Source organism: Parabacteroides sp., from assembly GCF_977054455.1.
This window is the reverse complement of the sequence record NZ_CDRTCT010000007.1, coordinates 1-20,262: the sequence shown is the minus strand read 5'-3', so window position 1 is coordinate 20,262 and position 20,262 is coordinate 1. Positions and strand designations below refer to the sequence as shown.

Genomic DNA, 20,262 nt, shown 5'->3' with positions numbered 1-20,262 from the left:
ATGTCTTTTGCTTTGATAAATAAGATACGCACTAATACGTTGTTCAGGAATGGAACGCTATTTGCTTTCTTCTCTTTTCTGAATAGCGGTATTGGCTTCTTGCTGTTATTGGTGTTAGCCAGTTTTATCCCTCCTTCTGAATATGGTGAGCTGAATCTGTTTAATACGTTTGTGACATTGCTGTCTATTTTTATTTCACTGAATGCAACAGGTATTATTGCTGTCGATTTTTTTTCTGCGGAGAAAACGCAACTTCGACGGATGTTAAGTACGGTTTTATGCTTGTCTTCCGCTTCATTTCTTATTTTTTCATTACTGCTCTTGTTCTTTTCCACTTTTTTTGAACGAATAATCGGATTGTCTGCTGAGTATCAATGGTTGGGGCTGTTGGTTTGCTATATGCAAGTCTTTTCCACTGTTAATCTGGATATTTGGCGTTTGGAAGAAAACCCTCTTTCCTATGGAATATATAGTGTCGCAACGGTTCTTGCAAACTTTATCTTGACTTTAATTCTGGTTATTGGTTTCCATTGGGGGTGGTTGGGACGAGTGTATGCACAGGTTGCCGTTAGTATGCTGTTCTTTTTTGTCAGTATCTACTTTCTTATAAGAAGAGGCTATCTTCAAAGACTGATACCCAATAAAGAAACCGTAAAGTCAGCTTTGGCTTTTGGCATCCCCTTGATCCCTCATAGCGCTTCTGCCTGGATTCGTCAAGGCTTGGATCGGTATGTGATTAATTACTTTTATATGGCAGCCCAAGTCGGAATATATAGCTTTGCTTACAATTTTGCTAATATTATTCAGATTATAGGATTGGCTTTTAATGCAACAAATTCGGTGTATATATATAAGAATCTTGCTAATATAGAAGTAGGTACATCCAGCCGTTTATTGAAGCAAACTAAAGTCATGATTTTGTTTTTTGCAATCATTACACTATGTGTTTATGTCGGGACTTCTGTCTTTATACCGATATTTGTCCCTAAATATGCAGATGCAGTACCCTATTTGTTCCCGTTGTGCATGGGGGCCTTTTTCCAATGTGTATATTATCTGTTTGTGAATTATCTGTTCTATTATAAGAAAACAAAAAAACTAATGTATATAACATTTTCAATGTCTCTTTTTCATGTGTTGCTATCCGTGTTGTTAACACGGTATTCGGTGATGTACACGGCTTATGTGACAATGATTATAAACATGATGATTGTATTGGGAGTTTTTTTGTATAGTCGTCGGGTTTATAAATTAATATAGGTTGGCATGAAAAAAATAGTGATGATTGGCCATGAGCCATTAACTAAAAGGACTAAATCTATATTCTATATAGAAGATTTTATTCAAGCCGGCGTTGAGTTTGAATATTGGGATATTTCCCAGTATATATTTCCTGGTCTGCGATTGATAGAGGAAGTCGAAGCCTCTTATATAAGAAAATTTTCTCAATTGTGGCAGGTCCGACAACAATTAGTGTCTGCCGATATTGGCAATATAGTGTTTATAATAGAGGTCCGTAAAAATTGGCAGTCGAGGAGGTTTTATAAATTGTTGTCGGATTATCATTGTTTCACGGTGAGAATTGATATGTATGGGAATACGGTATTGAACATTTCTTTATGGCAGAAGTTGAAGAATGTACAGTTGGAGAGGATTGTAAAGATGCTGTCAAATAGATTAGAGGAATATGCCTTGAACATCTATAAAACAATAAATAAGGTGAAGGACTTTGATGTCGTTTTCTCTTCATCAATTTTATTTCCGGGTAGGATTCCTATCAATCATCCTGATTATGAAAAATATTTTGAAAATCAATTGTCCATAAAGGGGGGATATGCGGTTTTTTTGGATATCTATTATCCTTTGCATCCTGATTTGCTTTATATGATGGGAATGAAAGCTGTTTCTCCTTTATCTTATCAGGAAAGTTTAAGGACTTTTTTTGACAAGGTTGAGGATAAATATGGTATACCGGTGGTAATTGCTGCTCATCCTAAGGCTAAATATGTAGGATCAGAGTTTGGAGATAGGAAGATTGTTCAAGGTGAAACGGATTCTTTAGTAAAGGATGCCAATATGGTATTGTTGCATACAAGTAACTCTGTTTCTTATTGCATTTTATATGACAAACCAATGGCTTTGATCGCGAATAAGGAATATTGTAAAAATCGTGATTTGTCATCAACTCAAAAGAAGTTGTCCATATCATTAAAAATACCGATATTTGATATTGATCATATTGATATGACTGATTTTAATCCTCGAAAATTGAGTCATGAAGAACGGAATGAGTATATATATTCTTATTTGACATCCAAGAATACGGAGATGAAAAGGAATAAGGATATCTTGTTGGATGAGTTGTTAAAGAAGTAATGCTATGAAGGAACTATCGATAATAATACCAGTCTATAATGTCCAAAAATATTTAGAAGATTGCTTGCTTAGCATATACAAGCAAGCATTGTCTTTGGATACATTTGAAGTCATTGCCGTGAATGACGGTTCAACGGATAGCAGTATCGATATTCTTAGGGAATATGAGGAGATATATCCGAATTTGACTATAATATCCCAGGAAAATAAAGGGCAATCGGTGGCCAGAAATAACGGTTTGGCTGTGGCAAGTGGCAAATATGTCTTTTTTATGGATTCCGATGATTTTCTTTGCCTGGATTCATTGGCTTCTCTTTTGTCAAAGGCTGTGGAACATGATCTGGATGTTTTGAGGTTCGACTATAAGTTTGTTGACGAAAAAGGAAATGAATTGGATAAAAAAACGAATCGGGATAAGAGAAAACGATATAGTGATTGGTTGGTAGACGGAAAATTTTTATATGAACATCTTTATCAAGGCGAATTTTTCTGCTTGTCTTTATTAAAGAGAATTTTTTTGCTAAAGTATTCTATCCTATATAAAGAAGGAGTCTTTTTTGAAGATGTGGAATATGCCCTAAAGGTTGCTTATCATGCTAATAAGGTTATATATATAGATTCTTGTATTTATGCCTATCGCCAAAGAGTAACTTCGACAATTTATACAATTGATAAAAAGAAAGTAACGGATATAATAGGAGCTTCTACTTCTATTTTGAAATACGTAAATGATTCTTCTCTTGGTAATGGTTTTAAGTATGTGATAAAAGATACGGTGACAAATCTGGTGGTTTTTGCTTTATTGCGTATAGCCGAGTTGAAGGAGAAAGAAGAACAGAAAAGCTTATGTGCTTTAATTAATGAATCCGGTGTTTCTCATTTACAGCCTGGTAGGGAAGTGAAAGAATACATCATATCTTGTGGCTTTAATATCTTGGGTGGATGGCATGTCGTGCGAATTTTGTATCCGGTTGTTTGGTTGAAAAAAAAGTTAAAGGGGTAAGAAATGTTTTTTTTGTGATGTGGTTCTTTTATATTTGATTCCATAACGACAAAATATTCTGTAAAGATGGGAAGGGTTGGTTATTATTATGAAATAGGTGTATTTTTGCTGTTACTGTTCTCCCGCTGTTCTTCTGATGTGGTGGAAGAAGAGATTCTTCCTTATGCATTTAAATCGAGTACATTGTTTGTCGAATCGTCCTTGGATATACCACGAAGGAGCGAGGGGGATATTTTGTTGCTGGCCGACGGAAGGCTGCTGTTGGTCTATACAAAATTTGTGGGAGGATATGAAGACCATAATTATGCCGTGCTAGTGAAGCGTATTTCAACGGATAAGGGACAAACGTGGTCCGATGAAATGGAGTTTATTGATCAAAAAGGTCGATTAAACGTGATGTCTGCCTCTTTATTGCAATTGAAAGAGGGAGGTTTGGCATTATTCTATTTAGTCAAAAATAGTAATAGAGACTGTTACCCTGTTGTCCGGTTTTCTGCTGATAATGGAGATAGTTGGTCGGAACCTACGGCTTGCATTTCGCCCGGAAGCGGCTATTATATCATGAATAACTCTCGTGCCATCCAGTTGTCTACAGGCCGGATAGTCATACCTGTTTCCCAGCATATCGTTGATAAAAATGAAACGTTTTCGGAAAGCGGCATAATTTTTTGCTGTTATTCGGATGATGGCGGGAAGACATGGTATAAAGGGAAATCATTCGTTTCACCGAATCAATCTTTGGTATTGCAAGAACCTGGAATAGTGGAACTGTCTGATGGCAAAATCCTCATGTATATAAGGACAAACAGTGGATATCAATATTATTCTTATTCGGAAAATAGAGGGTATTCATGGGGTAAACTCTCTCAAAGTTCTTTGGAATCTCCATTGGCTCCTGCTTTGATAGAAAGGAATCCTTATACGAAAGCTTTGGTTATCGTATGGAATAAGAGCAAAAGTGAGCGGATGCCTCTTTGCATAGCTACGTCGACTGATGAGGGGGTGACATGGGGCCATAAAGCTTTATTGGAAAAACTGAATGGCTATTTTGCCTGCTATCCAGCGATAGAATTTTTATCAGCCGATGAGGCGCTTGTTTTATACAGCATCTCGAAAAAGGAGCAATGGGGATTGGGTAGCTTGAAATTAGTACATGTTAAGTCTTATTGATGATTTGTAGATTTTTGTTAAATCATGTTTTTTAGAAATCTCTCTCCTAATGAAAATAGAAGACAAGAAAAAGAAGTTTCAGACAATATATCATTTAAGTGAGCGATATATCTGTTTAACTTGCAGACCAATATTTTTCCATGTATATTCCTTTAATTGATATTGTTCCTGTTTGAAGCTACAGCATGTTTTTTCTTGAATACATTGGGCTAAATCTAAAACATTACCAACTTTGAAATAATCATTTTCATTTAGTTTTAGCAAAAGATTTGCTTCTATATTACTGGCTAACAATGGCAACCTATAACTCATTGCTTCAAGAAGGACTAATGGAAAACCTTCGTTATAGGATGGCAATACAAATAATCGGGCGTGTGAATATAATTGCTGTAAATTCTTACCGTCGGTATATCCGGGCATGATGATTTGGTATTGCCTTGCTTTTTGTAGTAATCGTTCTGCATAATCTGATTTATGATCGATTCCTCCGGCAATGACAAGTTTAAGGTTTGGTATTTGTGCTTTTATGAAAGCATCGATCAGATAATCAAACCCCTTTTCTTGAGTGATCCTGCCAACGCAAAGAATATATTCTTGGGGGATGAGTCCCAGTTGTTTTATATATTCTGAATCAGACAAAATAGGCTTTATGTGTACTCCATTCGGGATGTAGGATGATTTTTGTTGTATTGTGTGATTGAAGCGCATCATTTGTTTTTTATTGACAAATATGATGGCAGAAGCAAAGTGGGTAGCTAGCCATTCGCTGAGTTTTAATATTTGTTTTGCCATGTAGTTCCACTTTTTGTGTTCGTAATTTGGGCTGTGATATGTGAGAACTACTTTTAGGCCAAATAGTCTCAATAGGGGGGTGAACATACCAGGTCCGATGTTATGTATATGTACAATATCCGGCCTTTTAATGAGGCAATATAGTGCACACAATAAAGAATGAATAAAAGTTTCAACCCCTTTTACCTTAGTGGAAGGTAAATCAATAAAATGAATCTTGTCAAAATTATCCAAGCAGGTATCTGGAAGATATGATTTTCTTCTGAAGACCGTTATATTATATTGGTCGGATAATTCTGTGTATAAATATTCACAATGTTTTTCAACACCTCCTTGGATGCCGGGGAATCCTCTTGTTCCGAATACATATATTTTCATGGAAAATTTAGATGATAGAATTATATACAGACATTAGTTTTTCATAATGTGCATCTTCTGAAAAGTTATTAGAGGCAAAATTAAAAGCTGACTCTACTATTTCCTTATATTTTTCATCTGAAACAGATTGTGCATCGTATAATACTTTTTGCAGACTATCTACAGAACCAGTATTGAATAGAAATCCGCTTCGTGTGTTATCTATTAATTCAGGGATACCACCGATATTACTTCCTATTATAGGTGTTCCTATAGTTGTAGATTCGACAATAGCCATGGGATTGTTCTCATAGCACTCGGATGGAACCACAACATACATTGCATTTTTGATATAGTCTCTTAATTCTTCTCCTTGTTTAAAACCCAAAAATTCGATATTATCTGTTGCTTCTCTCTTTAACGATTCTAATAGAGGTCCTGTTCCTAATACTTTTAATCTAATAAAAGGTGATTTTTTCACAGCTTTGACTAACGTTTCAATTCCTTTTTCTTGTGAAAGTCGGCCAAAATAGATGAAATAATTTCCTCTTTCTTTCTTGCTCTCGCGTTTCATGGGAGTGAAGTTGTATATATATGTTGATTTTTGCTTATATAAAGGATCAATGTCTATGTGTTTGTTTTGTGAAAATTTGCTGACAAAAATAAATTTGTCAACGAATTTTATTGGCTGATAAAACATTGATCTGAAATAACTATCCATACTTAGTAAAATACTATTTGCAATATTGTTGTTGGAACATTTATGTATTATGCAATTATAATATGAACCTGTACGGCATTTCTCACAAAAGTTACCATTTCCATCTTTAAAAGTATATGCAGGGCAGACTAATCTATAGTCATGTACTGTCATCACAATAGGAATATTGTAGCGTTTAAGAACTGGAAGAATTGAAACAGACATACTATTAAACATTAAATGTATGTGTGCTATATCCGGCCTCTCTTTGGATAGTAGTTCCTCTAATTGGGATGCCGCTTGTTTATTATAAATGAAATTCGGAATATTTTTGATTTTGGTAAAAAAATTAGATTCAGACAATTCGGGATAATCAACAAAATATTTTTCATATTCCGAAAATAAATTCTTATCGCTTTTTAAACTAAACGGGATAACCTTATGCCCTTTTCTTTCTAAAAGGTCAATAGTGTTAAAAAAGACAGTCTCTGCGCCGCCTTTAAAATAAAAATATTTATCAATTTGTAAGACTTTCATTTTTCAACTCTTTATTGTTAGATATTTTTGTTTCAGATAAAACAAGACCTAAAAACATTAATATAAAAAAACCACGGTGTGTAGTAAATGTAGAATCAGCGATTCCTTCGATTCCCATGAAAGAAACTATCAATAAAGTTAAGATCAGCTGTTTAGCTGATTGTGATTTAAATGATTTTTTTAATATATGAATCCAAAATGCGCTATAGAAATATAAGCCGACTATCCCAAACTGTGCAAGTGAAGGATAGAAAGTATCTGCAATAAAACTATGAGCGTTTTTTGTCATTCCCCATACATTGTCGATACCATATTTAGCATATATACTAGAATAATATTCTCCTGAATAAAATGTACCAAAGCTAGCAAATCCGCTTCCGAATGGAACATAGTCCTTGAAGATATCTATGGATGTTGCATATAATACATATCTTGCTATTTCATTTTTATCTAAGTCTCCTACAATTCCTTGCATAAAATAAAGTTCGATTTTATTTCGTGCCACAAATAGCATGATTCCAAATGTAAAGAAAAGAATTATGATATTTTTAAAATTCAGTTTGATATGGTTTGCATTAGAGAAGTATACTATGATAACGATAGCCAAAACAAAAAAACCATAAAATTTGGAACGTCCTGAAATGAGCCCTAATGATAGAAGAATCAAAAAAATACATTTGTCTTTTGTTGTAAAATCGCTACAAAATAGATAGGTCAAAGAGACCGCTATGACTGCTGCAGCAAAATAGGCAGGGACTCCCATGATATCTATCAAGTATTGCATATTGATTAATCCTAAGAAGCCTATAGGTAAAAGGCAGAACCATAAGATCAATGATATCTTTTTCAGTAAATCTTTTTGTATCCGAGAAAAGTTTGGAGCCATTGAATAGACACAGAAAAAGGCCAGATAAGGTTTGATCTGGACTGTAAAGTCAGCTAAAATAGCAGTTTTCGAATTACTATTAATGGCAAAAGAATAGCATAAGTAGAATATAAATATACATATCGTTATTAAGAAAGCTTTGTTTATCCTCCAATCTGGAGTACGGAACATCCAAAAAATGAATAAAATGAATAGAGCTAATGCGCATAACTCATCTGTGTAGTCGAACCCTATGAGATCATATAGTATGATTCCGAAGATAAGTGTGAATATTAGCAAGTTGAAAAAGTGTCTGTTTACGAATTCTTGTATCATGTTATGCCATTTGTACGTATGAACTAAAACCGGATATTTCCACCCCTTGTTAGAGATGGATTGATAATATCGAACAAAGATACCATTTTGTCAAGAATCAGGCAAAATAGAAAAGATTAATTGCGTATTTTTATTGTTGATAGTTTTTTTTAGATTTTCATCGGTTTGATTTAACCGATTGAGGAATGTATGGTGAAGCTCGTTTTGAGAACTTCCCATCGGTGAATGCATATCGTAATCCTATCATTGCAGAAGCGATGAAGGTAATGAAATATGTGAACATGTTTAATCGTGGCGTTAGTCGTATACAAGAGTATTTGATGACAGCTTTGTATCAATGTCCTTCTTTAGTGTGTTTTTTGCATGGAGCATGGAATAACAGGGTTATTGCAATGAAGAAAGTCTTTGCCGAAAAAGCGGGAAAAACAATGAAAAACTCCTGATAAATTGTATCTTCGGGCAAAATACTATAAATTTGTAAGTGCATAAAAAGGATAAGGAATTAGGGCAACCGCATCAAAATTATTTTCCCATGGATTCTTAAATTTGCAGGATGCAAGAATTAGTTAAAACATCATTTTCAGAAGTAACCGATCATCGTGTGGTTGGTCGTTGTTCTCATCTATTATCCGACATGTTGATGATCGGGTTGTGCACCTATATAAGTGGTGGCGCGGATTACCAAGACATGTATCTGTTTGCCAGACTTGGGTCGGCTTTTTTAATATTCATTTAATCTCCCCAAAATGAAGATTAAATCTCTATCTGATAACTTCAGCTACTATATCCTCCAATAGAAACGGAATCACACCCACATACATTACACCGTCATCGTCAGACCAAAGTTTGCTGTTTCCGTCCAATACAACGATCTTGCGAAAGAAATCACCGGTATTTCTCAGGGAGAAAGTCTCTTGCGCCTTCTTCTCGGGAGTATCTACATGCAATGCCGACTGGATATACACTTTGTCATTGCCAATGTTGACTACAAAGTCAATTTCGTATTGTGACATCTTGCGCTTGCCCTCTATGACACGGGTCAGTTCCACAATACCGACATCTACGGAATATCCTCTGCGGATCAAATCATTGTAAATCATATTCTCCATCAGGTGCGAACGCTCCTGCTGACGGAAATTCAACCGGGCGTTTCTCAGCCCCAGATCCATCGCATAATATTTCTGGATCGTATCGAAATACTTTCTCCCTTTCACATCCCATCGCTTCGCACTTTGAAAAAGAAAAGCATCTTCCACATAGTCCAAATAGTTTTTTACGGTGTTATACGAAGGTTGTTTTCCCATCAATGAACCGGCTGTATTAGCTAACTTATTCGGATTTGTCAAGGAACCCACCGATGATGACAAGGCATCTACCAAAGCTCCCAACATATTATCATCCTTCAACTTGTAACGTTCTACTATATCCTTGATGTAGACATTCGAGAAAAGTCCTTGCAGATACTTCCGTTTTTCCTTTCCATCCGGTTCGAGAACCGCCAGGGGCATTCCGCCATACATCATGTACTCCTCCAGCGCATCGGCTTTCTCCAGTCCGGCCATCGGGAGGTATTCAGCGAACGACAACGGATAAACCTTTATTTCTGAACCACGGTCACGGAAATTCGTCACGATGTCCTTAGAGAGCATTTTTGAATTGGAGCCGGTCACATAGATATCGAGGTTCGGATGTGCCATCAGGTCATTCAAAATGTCGTAAAATGTCGTGTAGAGCATATCCCTGTCTTCTTCCGGGATCAGCGACTCATCGACATCCTCATTTTTTACCTTATACGACAACTGTATCTCGTCAATAAACACATAGAATTTTCTTTCCGCATCCTGTGTGCGCTCCATGATATAGTCATACAGGAGATTCGGGTTGCGGTATTTGACATCCGACTTTTTGTCGAGTGCCACCTCCACAAAATCTTCTTTTCCGACTCCCTCCTCAATCAATCGGTTTTTGAAAAGGGTTGAGAGCAGGAAAGATTTGCCGGAACGTCTTATGCCGGTCACAATCTTTACCTTGCCATTCCAACGTTTTGCAAGTAACTGCTCTATGTATTCACTTCTATCTATTATCATAAGTGCCTTTTTAGATGTCACTGAAAAAATAGTTGTATATTACAAGTGATTTTTCAGTGCAAAGGTAGTCGTTTTCTTTCAATCGCACAAAATGCAATAGAGTTAATGTAAATTGGAGGCTGAAAATGCCATGTCGGATTTTATCTGACAGGTGGAACCTCTTTAGCCCTGTATTTAGGTCATAGGGTCAGCGTGGACTTGGATCTTTTCACGCTGAAATCTTTTGATGCCACAGAACTGGAAACATTTCTCCGGGATAAATATGGTTTTCATCAAAAACATTGCTTGCCTCTGTGTCAGAGAGATATCACATCGTTTGCTTCCGATGCAGGCAGGGTTTCGGTAAAGTTGTTTGCCAATGCTCCATGCTTGCCGTAATCATCAAGTCTGATGGCTTCTTGCAGATAGCGTTTTGACCAATGGGATGTGATACTCTGTACCATGTACCAGTAACGGGCATGTTTGATTTTACGAAGCAATGTCGCATAGCCACGAAAGTTATCCGTCAAGTTACCAGTTACAAAAAGTTTTTTAAACAGCAGCCGCAAAAAGTTCGTGATAAAATCATCCAAGTGTTGGATATTATTGAACAAATAGATCGAATACCAATGACATACCTCAAATACATTGAAGGCACTAACAAATGAATACAAAAACATTAGACCAGATCAAAAATGAGTATTACGGTGAAATAGGAATGCTGGAACGAAATCGACTTGAACGGGAACTTGAGAGCTTTTTGTTGTGTGGCTTGGCGAACCGCCGCCTCAAGGAACTTCGCGAGGCGGGCAAGATCGACTGTCTTGGTGCGGCACGGGCTTCGATTTACGTGGCGGGGGAAAAACTTGACGTGCATTCACAGGGTTCACAGGAAACGGCTGGCTTATAGTTGTTTGTTGGGGTGTGAAGGTGAAAAATGACAAACTTACCCGTTGAAATAAAGATGCTCTATCAGAATCTTCGTCCCGATGCCGATCAGGATCAATCCGCCGATCAGGTCCAGTTTGAGATCGATCTTGCGGCCGAAGTGGTTTCCGAAGTAGACTCCGAAAGCCGAAAGCAGGAAGGTGACGATCCCGATCGTCAGGGCTTCCAGTGCAATGGCCGATTCGATGCAGGCCAGCGATATGCCGACTGCCAACGCATCGATGCTTGTCGCAATGCCCAGACCGCACAGTGTCTTGTAGCACAACGGATTTGTCTTGCAATCCTCCTCCTGTTCCTGTGTGCTCTCGTATATCATTTTACCTCCGAGGTAAAGCAACAGCAGGAAAGCGATCCAATGGTCGAACGCCGTGATGTATTTCTTGAAACTCATCCCTGCCAGGTAGCCCGCTATGGTCATCCCTGCCTGGAAAACCCCCATCACACAGCCGATCTTCAGCATGTGGTGATGTCTGTAGTTTTGTATGAGAGCGCCGCCGGTGACAGATACTGCGAGACTGTCCATCGACAATCCCACAGCCAGTAACACTATTTCTATAAATGACATCTTTAGATTTATGGATTGTGATTTATGATTCGTGATTGTCACATTGCAACCAATCATAAATCGTAAATTATAAATCAATTTATATTTCCGTTTCGATTTTATATTTGTTCCGGTTAGGCGAGTCCCTTGAAATCAGTTCTCCGATGAATCCTGCGAGGAACATCTGTGTTCCGAGGATCATGGCTGTCAGCGAAACATAGAAGTAGGGCGAATTGGTGACCAGCGGCCGCAAATCTCCCGTACAGATGGAAATCAGTTTCGCACTCAGCACGATGACCAGTGCGATGAAACCGATGAAAAACATCACGCTTCCCCATAACCCGAAGAAGTGCATCGGCTTCTTGCCGAATTTGGAGGTGAACCAGAGGGTGATCAGGTCCAGGTAGCCGTTTACGAAGCGGTTCAGCCCGAACTTGGTCGTTCCGTACTTGCGTGCTTGATGTTGCACCACCTTTTCGCCGATCTTGCTGAATCCGGCGATCTTGGCAAGGTAGGGAATGTAGCGGTGCATATCGTTATAGACTTCTATATTCTTGATTACGATATTCTTGTAAGCCTTCAGCCCGCAGTTGAAGTCGTGCAGGTTCGTTATGCCGGAGAATTTGCGTGCCGTAGCGTTGAACAGCTTGGTCGGAATGGTTTTCGACAGCGGGTCGTAACGCTTTTTCTTCCAGCCGGATACCAGGTCGTAGCCGTCTTCGGTGATCATCCTGTACAGTTCGGGTATCTCGTCAGGGCTGTCCTGCAGGTCGGCGTCCATCGTGATGATCACGTCTCCCTTTGCCCGTTGGAAACCGCAGTTCAGGCCGGGGGATTTGCCGTAATTGCGACGGAACTTGACCGCGTGTACCACTTCCGGGTTCTTGCTTTTAAGCGCTTCGATCACTTCCCAGGAGTTGTCTGTGCTCCCGTCATTGATAAAAATTACTTCGTAACTGAAATTATGCTCTTTCATCACCCGCTCTATCCACGCAAACAATTCTGGAAGAGACTCGGCTTCATTGTACAGTGGTATGACTACTGATATGTCCATTATTTGTTTTTATTTTCTTCTTATTCTTCTTCGGGCACCGGGCTTGCTGTCTGTTTGCGGCAAACCAGTGCTGCTACCGGTATGGATAATATGATTCCGTAAAATATATTATTGAAAATACCTTGGATAGCCATGTGGATGGGAGTAAAGTTGGTCCGGCTGACGGCCTCGATCACTTCGCTGTTGAAGTCAGCGCTCTTCAGCACTGCTATGGCCTGCGTTATCGTGTTGCCCAGGAAATCGGGGGGAGCGATGAACTGGAAGAATATGAAATGCTCGATCGAAACGATCAGGGCTGCGAAGAAGTACAGCATGATGCCGAACCGCCATGCGTGGAAGAAACTGATGCTTCCTCCTATGTCCTGCCGGTAACGCTTGGTCAGGTAGTAGGCGATGAAAGGGACGGCAAGGCTCAGGCCTTCATAAATAAAGATGAGCGAAGGAATAGAATACCCGAAAATCAGGAACAGGTATTTTATCACCCAAAAGATGCCCATAGCCAAGCCGTAAGACATCGCGCACTTCAACAGTAAACCTTTATTCTCTTCCATGATAATGCCGTTTTTTATGTTCTCATCAGCAAAATTAATCTTTTTGCGAGAATATACAATACTTATAATTGAAAATGGACAATTGAAAATTGATAATTATTCTTTTTCAGCTAATTTTCAATTTCCAATTGTCCATTTTCTTGAGCCTCTTGTCGGATTCGAACCAACGACCCCGAGATTACAAATCACGTGCTCTGGCCAACTGAGCTAAAGAGGCAGGTGGGTAAGCTTACTACATCGCGCCGCTACAACCAAGTACCCTTGCTGCGGTCAAGCCCTGGGGGATTCCGAGGGAGCATGCCGTGTAGGACTTACCCGGGTGCAAAAGTAGATATTATTTTTTACAATGCAAGCGTTTTTGGTGGGAGCAGACCTTATTTGTTTGTAAGTGGTTGTAAGCCTTTTGTTTTTAGGCGTGTTAAAAAATGTATGCAAAATATTTGAGCATGTAATTTGTTGGAAAGCTCTATTTGTCGTTTTGGTAGTGAAAACTGGGCATTGATGTGAAATAGCTTTGTTAAAAAATATTACCCTTGCTACTATTCCAAATACATGGGGTATAAATTCGATTTTGATGGGGTAGTAGTGACATTTTGTAAATAATCTTGTACATTTGCAACCTAATTCAAAAATCAAAAACACTATTTACAATGGGTGGTTTTTTCGGAACTATTTCTAAGTCGGCCTGTTCAACTGATTTATTCTATGGCACCGACTATAATTCTCATCTGGGAACGCGGCGCGGCGGTATGGCGACATACGATAAGGAGGCCGGTTTCACACGTTCGATTCATAATCTGGAAAGTTCTTATTTTCGTACAAAGTTTGAGCCTGCTCTCGATAAGTTTGTGGGAAATGCCGGAATCGGTATCATCAGCGATACGGATGCGCAGCCGATCGTCATCAACTCCCATCTCGGCAAGTTCGCCATCGTGACGGTTGCCAAGATCAATAACATCGAGGAATTGGAACAGGATTTGCTGAAAGCGAACATGCACTTCTCCGAACTGAGTTCGGGCAAGACGAACCAGACCGAACTGGTAGCGTTGCTGATCACGCAGGGGAAGGATTTTGTCGAAGGCATTGAAAATGTCTACGACCGGATCAAAGGTTCCTGCTCCATGCTGCTGCTGACGGAAGACGGTATCATCGTGGCTCGCGACAAGTGGGGACGTACCCCTATTATTATAGGTAAGAAAGACGGCGCCTATGCCGCGACCAGCGAATCGAGCAGTTTGCCCAATCTGGATTATGAAATAGACCGGTTTGTCGGTCCGGGAGAAATCCTCCGCTTGCGTGCCGACGGCATCGAGCAGATGCGCCAGCCGAACGAGCGGATGCAGGTTTGCTCTTTCCTCTGGGTGTATTATGGTTTCCCTGTTTCCTGCTATGAAGGCAAGAACGTCGAGGAAGTCCGTTTCCAAAGCGGCTACAAGATGGGAAAGAAAGATGAGAACGAAGTCGATTGCGTTTGCGGTATTCCCGATTCCGGCGTCGGTATGGCTTTGGGCTATGCCGAGGGGAAAGGGGCGCCTTACCACCGGGCCATCGCCAAATATACGCCGACCTGGCCGCGCAGCTTCACTCCGGCCAACCAGGAAATGCGTTCGCTCGTTGCCAAGATGAAGCTGATCCCCAACCGGGCCATGCTGGAAGGTAAGCGTATCCTGTTTTGTGATGACTCGATCGTACGCGGGACGCAGCTTCGCGACAACGTGAAAATATTGTATGACTACGGCGCCAAAGAGGTGCATATGCGTATTGCCTGCCCGCCTCTTATCTATGGCTGTCCGTTCCTCGGCTTTACATCGTCGAAGAGCGACCTCGAACTGATCACCCGCCGGATCATCAAGGAACTGGAAGGGGACGAAAACAAGAACCTGGAGAAATATGCAACGACCGATTCGCCGGAATATCAGAAGATGGTGCAGATCATTGCCGATCGTTTCGGACTGAGCTCGTTAAAATTCAATACGCTGGAAACGCTCATCGAGGCAATCGGATTGCCGAAATGTAAAGTTTGTACGCATTGTTTCGACGGAAGCAGTTGTTTCTAAAGAGATATGATCTGATGGAATAAGGAAAATCATGTGCAGAAATGCGCATGATTTTTTTGTTGTTAGTGACACTTTGATTACTTTTATGGCTTGTAACATTAATGATAAGCTTATGACTGTAACAGATAGATTTTTGAAGTACGTGACGTTCGATACCGAGTCGAGCGAAACGACTGGCGTGACTCCCAGTACGCCGGGACAGCGCGTGTTTGCCGAAGCATTGGTAAAAGAGTTGGAAGAGATAGGATTGGAAGACATTACTCTCGATGACAAGAGCTACCTGATGGCCACCCTGCCTGCCAATACGGATAAGTCGATTCCGACGATCGGCTTTATCGCCCATTTGGATACCAGCCCCGATATGTCGGGCAAGGGGGTCGAGCCGCGTATCGTGAACTATAAAGGGGGAGATATCGTGCTATGTGCCGAGGAAAACGTGGTGCTTTCGCCGCTCATGTTTCCCGAACTGAACGATTATAAAGAACAGGATATCATCGTGACCAACGGCAAGACCCTGTTGGGTGCGGACGATAAGGGAGGTGTGGCTGCTATCATCGCTGCCATGAAATACCTGAAAGACCATCCTGAAATCGAACACGGCAAGATCCGTATCGGGTTTACGCCCGATGAAGAAATCGGGGCGGGAGCCGACTATTTCGATGTCGAAAAGTTCGGTTGCGAATGGGCTTATACGATCGACGGCGGACAGATCGGTGAGCTGGAATACGAGAACTTCAACGCTGCCGGTGCCAAAGTCCTTTTCAAAGGACTGAACGTGCATCCGGGATATGCGAAAGACAAGATGCTGAACGCTTCCTTGCTGGCAGTGGAATTTGCCTCCTGGCTGCCTGCCGCACAGCGTCCCGAACATACGACCGGCTATGAAGGTTTTTTCCACCTGACCGGCATGAGCGGAACGGTCGAAGAGGCTTCCCTTTCCTATATTATACGCGACCATGTGCGCACCGCCTTCGAACAGAAGAAAGAGTTGCTGCACGAGTTGGTAAAGCGTATGAACGAGATGCATCCGGGCAGCACGACACTCGAAATGCGCGACCAGTATTATAATATGCGCGAAGTGGTCGAACCGAAGAAGTTTATCGTGGACCTGGCGTTCGATGCCATGAAGGAAGCCGGCGTCACACCTTTGGTGAAACCGATTCGCGGTGGTACGGACGGAGCGCGTCTTTCTTTCATGGGACTGCCTTGCCCGAATATCTTCGCAGGCGGGTTGAACTTCCACGGACGTTATGAATTCCTTCCGGTCAAGTCGCTGGAAAAGAGTATGGAGACGATCGTTAAAATAGCAGAATTGTTAGTCAAAGGCAATTATAAATCATAAATCACAAATCATAAATCATGAAAACAACTCCGTTTACCGATGTGCACATTGCACTCGGTGCCAAAATGCATGAATTTGCAGGTTTCAACATGCCGATCGAGTACACCGGTATTATCGATGAACACATGACCGTTGTGAACGGCGTAGGTGTGTTCGACGTTTCCCACATGGGCGAGTTCTGGGTAAAAGGCCCGAACGCGCTGGCATTCATCCAGAGCGTCACCTCGAACGACGCTTCCGTCTTACCGCTCGGCAAGGCTCAATATACTTGCTTCCCGAATGACAAGGGCGGTATCGTGGACGACCTGCTGGTCTATCATTATGAACCGGAAAAATATCTCTTGGTTGTCAATGCCGGCAACATCGCCAAAGATTGGGATTGGTGCGTAAGCCATAACACGGTAGGGGCGGAACTGGAAAACTCTTCCGACCGTACCGCACAACTCGCTATCCAGGGCCCTAAAGCCGTTGAGGTTTTGCAGCGCCTGACTCCGGTCGACCTGTCTTCCATCCCTTACTATTCGTTTGTGACGGGTGAATTTGCCGGTTGCAAGAACGTCATCATCTCCAATACGGGATATACCGGAGCCGGTGGGTTCGAACTGTATTTCTACCTGGACGATGCCATGACGATCTGGAATGCCATCTTCGAGGCAGGTAAGCCTGAAGGTATCAAGCCGATCGGCCTGGGTGCACGTGACACGCTGCGTCTGGAAATGGGCTTCTGCCTGTACGGCAATGACCTCGACGACACCACTTCGCCGATCGAAGCCGGCCTGGGTTGGATCACCAAGTTCGCCGAAGGCAAGAACTTCACCAACCGCGCCGAACTGGAACGCCAGAAGAAAGAAGGCGTTACCCGCAAGTTGTGTGCATTCGAACTGGTCGACAAAGGTATTCCCCGTCACGGCTACGAAATTGCCGATACCGAGGATCATATCATCGGTGTGGTAACATCGGGCACGATGTCGCCTGTCCTGAAGAAGGGTATCGGTATGGGATATGTGAAACCTGAATTTGCGAAAGCAGGGACGGAAATCTTTATCAAGGTCCGGGGCCGCAACCTGAAAGCCCAGGTCGTAAAAGCGCCCTTCCGCAAGTAAGGCGAGATAGATAGGAAAACCCATAGGGTTAGGAGGTGCAAAGCTATGCTTTATGACCCGTAACCCTATGGGTTTTGTTGTGCTTTGGATTTTGTTGTGATTATAGTGGGGGAAGTGGGAGATGTTTTGTAAGTTTGCATCCCGAATAAAAAATAGGATATTTCTATGTTGAATTTTCTGAAAAACTGGACATTGCCTGTTGCGATGCTTGCCGGTGCATTAGGGTATTTTATCTTTGCCAACTTCGCTTTTCTGGAGCCGACAAAGCCGTTCATGAGTTCTTTTATTGCCTATCTGACTCCCGCTCTGATCTTTGCGCAACTATTGCTGACTTTCTGCAAAGTGCAACCGCACGAGTTGATGCCTTCTCCCTGGCATGGATGGCTGTTGTTGTTCCAGCTTGTTTCGGCTTCGCTGGTCGCTGCCTTGTTGATATTCGTGCACATGGATGGTGCTTACAAGGAGGTTTTCGAGGGTGCGATGGTCTGCCTGATCTGCCCGACGGCTACGGCTGCGGCTGTTATCACCGGAAAGTTGGGAGGGAGTGCGTCCAGCCTGACGACTTACACCTTGCTGTCTAACATTCTGGCGGCGATAGTCGTCCCGTTGATGTTCCCGCTGGTAGAGCCCCATGCCGATATAACCTTTATGGCTGCTTTCCTGAAGATATTGAGCAAGGTGTTCCCTTTGTTGCTCTGTCCGTTTTTCCTGGCGATGCTGTTCCGCTATTTTCTTCCGAAGTTGCATCATTTTCTGTTGGGGTTTCGGGATCTTGCTTTCTATCTCTGGGGTGTCGCACTTGCCATCGTGACGGCCCAGACCGTGAAGTCTCTTGTCGAAAGCAATGCTCCGGTAGGAGTGGAGGTGTTGATCGCCTTGGCGGGCTTGGTGACTTGCGCTGTCCAGTTCTATTTGGGCAAACGGATCGGGACCCGTTATTTCGACCGCATCAGTGCCGGACAGGCCCTCGGCCAGAAAAACACCGTACTTGCCATCTGGATGGCCTATACCTATCTGGACCCCCTTTCATCGGTCGGCCCCGGATCCTACGTCCTCTGGCAGAACATTATTAATAGTTATCAGTTATGGAAAAAGAGAAAGAAAGAGATAAAATAATGAATATAAGATATTGATATTTAGCTATTTGTTGTTTATGTTCGTCTTTTCCTTTGTTTTTCCTATTTTCCTGCTTATTCCAATAAATGCGTTTATTTTGTTACCAGTTTGTTACTCGAATAGCATTGAGTAACAAAAAAAATATCTATATTTGCCATCGGTAACAAAATAAAAACATAAGTATGGCGAAGAAGAAACAAGAGGCTAAATTGAAGGAGCCTGTAAGAATCCGGTTTAAGCAACTTGCCAATGGTAACCAGTCTATCTATTTGGACTATTACACAGGTGATGTTATTCGGAAAGAAAACTATGTTGGCGGTAAGCGTCAGTATGAGTTTTTGAAACTTTATCTTATTCCTGAAAAGACAAGGGAAGATAAAGCAAAGAATGAAGCTACGTTGGCTCTTGCCAAAGCGATTCAGAGCAAACGGATAGTAGAACTACAAAATGATGTGCACGGATTTCAAAACACCAATAAGTCAAAAGCGAATGTAATTGACTATTTGGATAACATGAGAAACCAATCTAAAGAGCGTGGTAGCTTGAATTATGAAAAGACTATTGGTAACACTATTCGTGAGCTGAAACTATTCAGAGGGAACTATATCGCTTTCCGTGATATAGACAAAGATTTCCTTAGTAACTTTGTGGATTTTTTGAAACAAGCCAAGAAAGCAAGCAAATATGGATTGGTAAAAGCAGGAGGGTTGTTAAGTAATAATTCGGTAGTCGCTTACTATGGAGTATTGCGCACCGCTCTGAATAAAGCATTTAAAGAAGGGATTATAACCATTAATCCTACTAAAGAATTTAACTTTGCTGATAAAGTAAAAGCGGAAGCGAGCCGTAGAGAGTATCTGACGATAGAAGAACTGAAACAGCTTATAAGCACAGAATGTAAGTATGAGATAATGAAGCAAGCCTTTCTTTTCAGTTGTCTGTGTGGATTACGGGTAAGCGATATAAGAAAGTTGAAATGGAGTGATTTACAGAAAAGCGGTGAAAGGATTAGAATTGAAATAAAGATGCAGAAAACCAAAGAGCCGCTTTACTTGCCTATATCTGATGAAGCGTTAAAGTGGTTGCCACAGCGAGGAGAAGCAAAAGACGATGATTTAATTTTCCCCTTGACGCATGAGGGTACTATAAATAATATACTTCAAAAATGGGCGAAAGCAGCAGGAGTAACTAAGCATATCTCATTTCATGTCGCAAGGCATGTAGATAATAACTGAAAAGTACTCCACTTAGTAATTGAAAAGTATACCACTAAGTGCGTCTGATTAGACGGTTCAAATATAGTTATTTTTCATTGGATTTCAACATTTTTTGTGTTTCTTTCACA

The 20,262-nt window shown here is 41.2% G+C and carries 19 protein-coding genes, 1 tRNA gene and 2 pseudogenes; 13 read left to right on the top strand and 9 right to left on the bottom strand.

The window, feature by feature from the left end:
- The 4 genes from ACW6QF_RS04615 to ACW6QF_RS04600 all read left to right on the top strand — a co-directional run bounded on the left by ACW6QF_RS04615 (position 1) and on the right by ACW6QF_RS04600 (position 4,549).
- On the top strand, positions 1-1,260 hold the full coding sequence (locus tag ACW6QF_RS04615; RefSeq protein ID WP_456086982.1) for an oligosaccharide flippase family protein: 1,260 nt from the start codon (positions 1-3) through the stop codon (positions 1,258-1,260).
- A gap of 6 nt (positions 1,261-1,266) precedes the next feature.
- The gene (locus ACW6QF_RS04610) at positions 1,267-2,376 is read left to right on the top strand and encodes a hypothetical protein (protein WP_456086981.1); all 1,110 of its coding nucleotides are present in this window, start codon (positions 1,267-1,269) and stop codon (positions 2,374-2,376) included.
- A 4-nt stretch (positions 2,377-2,380) separates the two neighbouring features.
- Positions 2,381-3,379, top strand: coding sequence for a glycosyltransferase (locus ACW6QF_RS04605; protein ID WP_456086980.1), 999 nt, complete (start codon positions 2,381-2,383; stop codon positions 3,377-3,379).
- Between the two features lie 66 nt (positions 3,380-3,445).
- Positions 3,446-4,549 carry a sialidase family protein gene (locus tag ACW6QF_RS04600; protein ID WP_456086979.1) on the top strand — a complete coding sequence of 368 codons (1,104 nt, stop codon included), beginning with the start codon at positions 3,446-3,448 and terminating at the stop codon, positions 4,547-4,549.
- A 90-nt stretch (positions 4,550-4,639) separates the two neighbouring features.
- Here the strand turns inward: ACW6QF_RS04600 and ACW6QF_RS04595 are convergent, their stop codons facing one another.
- From ACW6QF_RS04595 to ACW6QF_RS04585, 3 genes are read right to left on the bottom strand one after another with little or no spacing between them, the layout of a single operon-like run.
- Entirely contained in the window at positions 4,640-5,719 is a 1,080-nt protein-coding gene (locus ACW6QF_RS04595; RefSeq protein WP_456086978.1) for a glycosyltransferase family 4 protein, read from the bottom strand.
- Between the two features lie 7 nt (positions 5,720-5,726).
- Positions 5,727-6,935 carry a glycosyltransferase family 4 protein gene (locus ACW6QF_RS04590; RefSeq protein ID WP_456086977.1) on the bottom strand — a complete coding sequence of 403 codons (1,209 nt, stop codon included), beginning with the start codon at positions 6,933-6,935 and terminating at the stop codon, positions 5,727-5,729.
- Entirely contained in the window at positions 6,916-7,719 is an 804-nt protein-coding gene (locus ACW6QF_RS04585) for a hypothetical protein (protein ID WP_456086976.1), read from the bottom strand. The genes ACW6QF_RS04590 and ACW6QF_RS04585 overlap by 20 nt, the downstream gene beginning before the upstream one ends.
- Before the next feature lie 602 nt (positions 7,720-8,321).
- Between ACW6QF_RS04585 and ACW6QF_RS04580 the strand changes: the two genes are divergently transcribed.
- Together ACW6QF_RS04580 and ACW6QF_RS04575 are read left to right on the top strand one after the other, a co-directional pair.
- Positions 8,322-8,579 carry a hypothetical protein gene (locus ACW6QF_RS04580; protein WP_456086975.1) on the top strand — a complete coding sequence of 86 codons (258 nt, stop codon included), beginning with the start codon at positions 8,322-8,324 and terminating at the stop codon, positions 8,577-8,579.
- Between the two features lie 110 nt (positions 8,580-8,689).
- Positions 8,690-8,872: a transposase family protein gene (locus ACW6QF_RS04575; RefSeq protein WP_456086974.1), complete on the top strand. Its 183-nt coding sequence runs from the start codon at positions 8,690-8,692 to the stop codon at positions 8,870-8,872.
- A 25-nt stretch (positions 8,873-8,897) separates the two neighbouring features.
- On the opposite strand, the gene ACW6QF_RS04570 is transcribed toward ACW6QF_RS04575, so the two are convergent.
- Positions 8,898-10,223, bottom strand: coding sequence for an ATP-binding protein (locus ACW6QF_RS04570; protein WP_456086973.1), 1,326 nt, complete (start codon positions 10,221-10,223; stop codon positions 8,898-8,900).
- Positions 10,224-10,353: 130 nt separating this feature from the next.
- Between ACW6QF_RS04570 and ACW6QF_RS04565 the strand changes: the two are divergent.
- Positions 10,354-10,493 (top strand): annotated as a pseudogene (locus ACW6QF_RS04565) (nucleotidyl transferase AbiEii/AbiGii toxin family protein); the annotation flags it as partial.
- Between the two features lie 29 nt (positions 10,494-10,522).
- On the opposite strand, the pseudogene ACW6QF_RS04560 reads toward ACW6QF_RS04565, so the two are convergent.
- Positions 10,523-10,684 (bottom strand): annotated as a pseudogene (locus tag ACW6QF_RS04560) (PDDEXK nuclease domain-containing protein); the annotation flags it as partial.
- A gap of 182 nt (positions 10,685-10,866) precedes the next feature.
- Between ACW6QF_RS04560 and ACW6QF_RS04555 the strand changes: the two are divergent.
- Positions 10,867-11,112, top strand: coding sequence for a hypothetical protein (locus ACW6QF_RS04555; protein ID WP_456086972.1), 246 nt, complete (start codon positions 10,867-10,869; stop codon positions 11,110-11,112).
- A 36-nt stretch (positions 11,113-11,148) separates the two neighbouring features.
- Here the strand turns inward: ACW6QF_RS04555 and ACW6QF_RS04550 are convergent, their stop codons facing one another.
- From ACW6QF_RS04550 to ACW6QF_RS04535, 4 genes are all read right to left on the bottom strand, one after another.
- On the bottom strand, positions 11,149-11,715 hold the full coding sequence (locus tag ACW6QF_RS04550) for a manganese efflux pump MntP (RefSeq protein ID WP_298546846.1): 567 nt from the start codon (positions 11,713-11,715) through the stop codon (positions 11,149-11,151).
- A 79-nt stretch (positions 11,716-11,794) separates the two neighbouring features.
- A complete protein-coding gene (locus tag ACW6QF_RS04545) occupies positions 11,795-12,748 on the bottom strand; it encodes a glycosyltransferase family 2 protein (protein WP_298546844.1) in 954 nt (317 codons plus the stop codon).
- A 20-nt stretch (positions 12,749-12,768) separates the two neighbouring features.
- Positions 12,769-13,299 (bottom strand): DUF4199 domain-containing protein, encoded by a 531-nt coding sequence (locus tag ACW6QF_RS04540; RefSeq protein WP_298546841.1) that lies wholly within the window; start codon positions 13,297-13,299, stop codon positions 12,769-12,771.
- Between the two features lie 143 nt (positions 13,300-13,442).
- Positions 13,443-13,516, bottom strand: a tRNA-Thr gene (locus ACW6QF_RS04535).
- Positions 13,517-13,949: 433 nt separating this feature from the next.
- On the opposite strand from ACW6QF_RS04535, the gene ACW6QF_RS04530 reads away from it, so the two are divergent.
- The 5 genes from ACW6QF_RS04530 to ACW6QF_RS04510 all read left to right on the top strand — a co-directional run bounded on the left by ACW6QF_RS04530 (position 13,950) and on the right by ACW6QF_RS04510 (position 20,152).
- The gene (locus ACW6QF_RS04530) at positions 13,950-15,356 is read left to right on the top strand and encodes an amidophosphoribosyltransferase (protein WP_298546839.1); all 1,407 of its coding nucleotides are present in this window, start codon (positions 13,950-13,952) and stop codon (positions 15,354-15,356) included.
- A gap of 112 nt (positions 15,357-15,468) precedes the next feature.
- The gene (gene pepT, locus ACW6QF_RS04525; RefSeq protein ID WP_456086971.1) at positions 15,469-16,698 is read left to right on the top strand and encodes a peptidase T; all 1,230 of its coding nucleotides are present in this window, start codon (positions 15,469-15,471) and stop codon (positions 16,696-16,698) included.
- Positions 16,699-16,715: 17 nt separating this feature from the next.
- Positions 16,716-17,801 (top strand): glycine cleavage system aminomethyltransferase GcvT, encoded by a 1,086-nt coding sequence (gcvT, locus tag ACW6QF_RS04520; protein ID WP_298546835.1) that lies wholly within the window; start codon positions 16,716-16,718, stop codon positions 17,799-17,801.
- Between the two features lie 165 nt (positions 17,802-17,966).
- Positions 17,967-18,917: a transporter gene (locus ACW6QF_RS04515; RefSeq protein ID WP_456086970.1), complete on the top strand. Its 951-nt coding sequence runs from the start codon at positions 17,967-17,969 to the stop codon at positions 18,915-18,917.
- A gap of 182 nt (positions 18,918-19,099) precedes the next feature.
- Positions 19,100-20,152 (top strand): phage integrase SAM-like domain-containing protein, encoded by a 1,053-nt coding sequence (locus ACW6QF_RS04510; RefSeq protein WP_456086969.1) that lies wholly within the window; start codon positions 19,100-19,102, stop codon positions 20,150-20,152.
- Positions 20,153-20,262 lie beyond the last annotated feature (110 nt).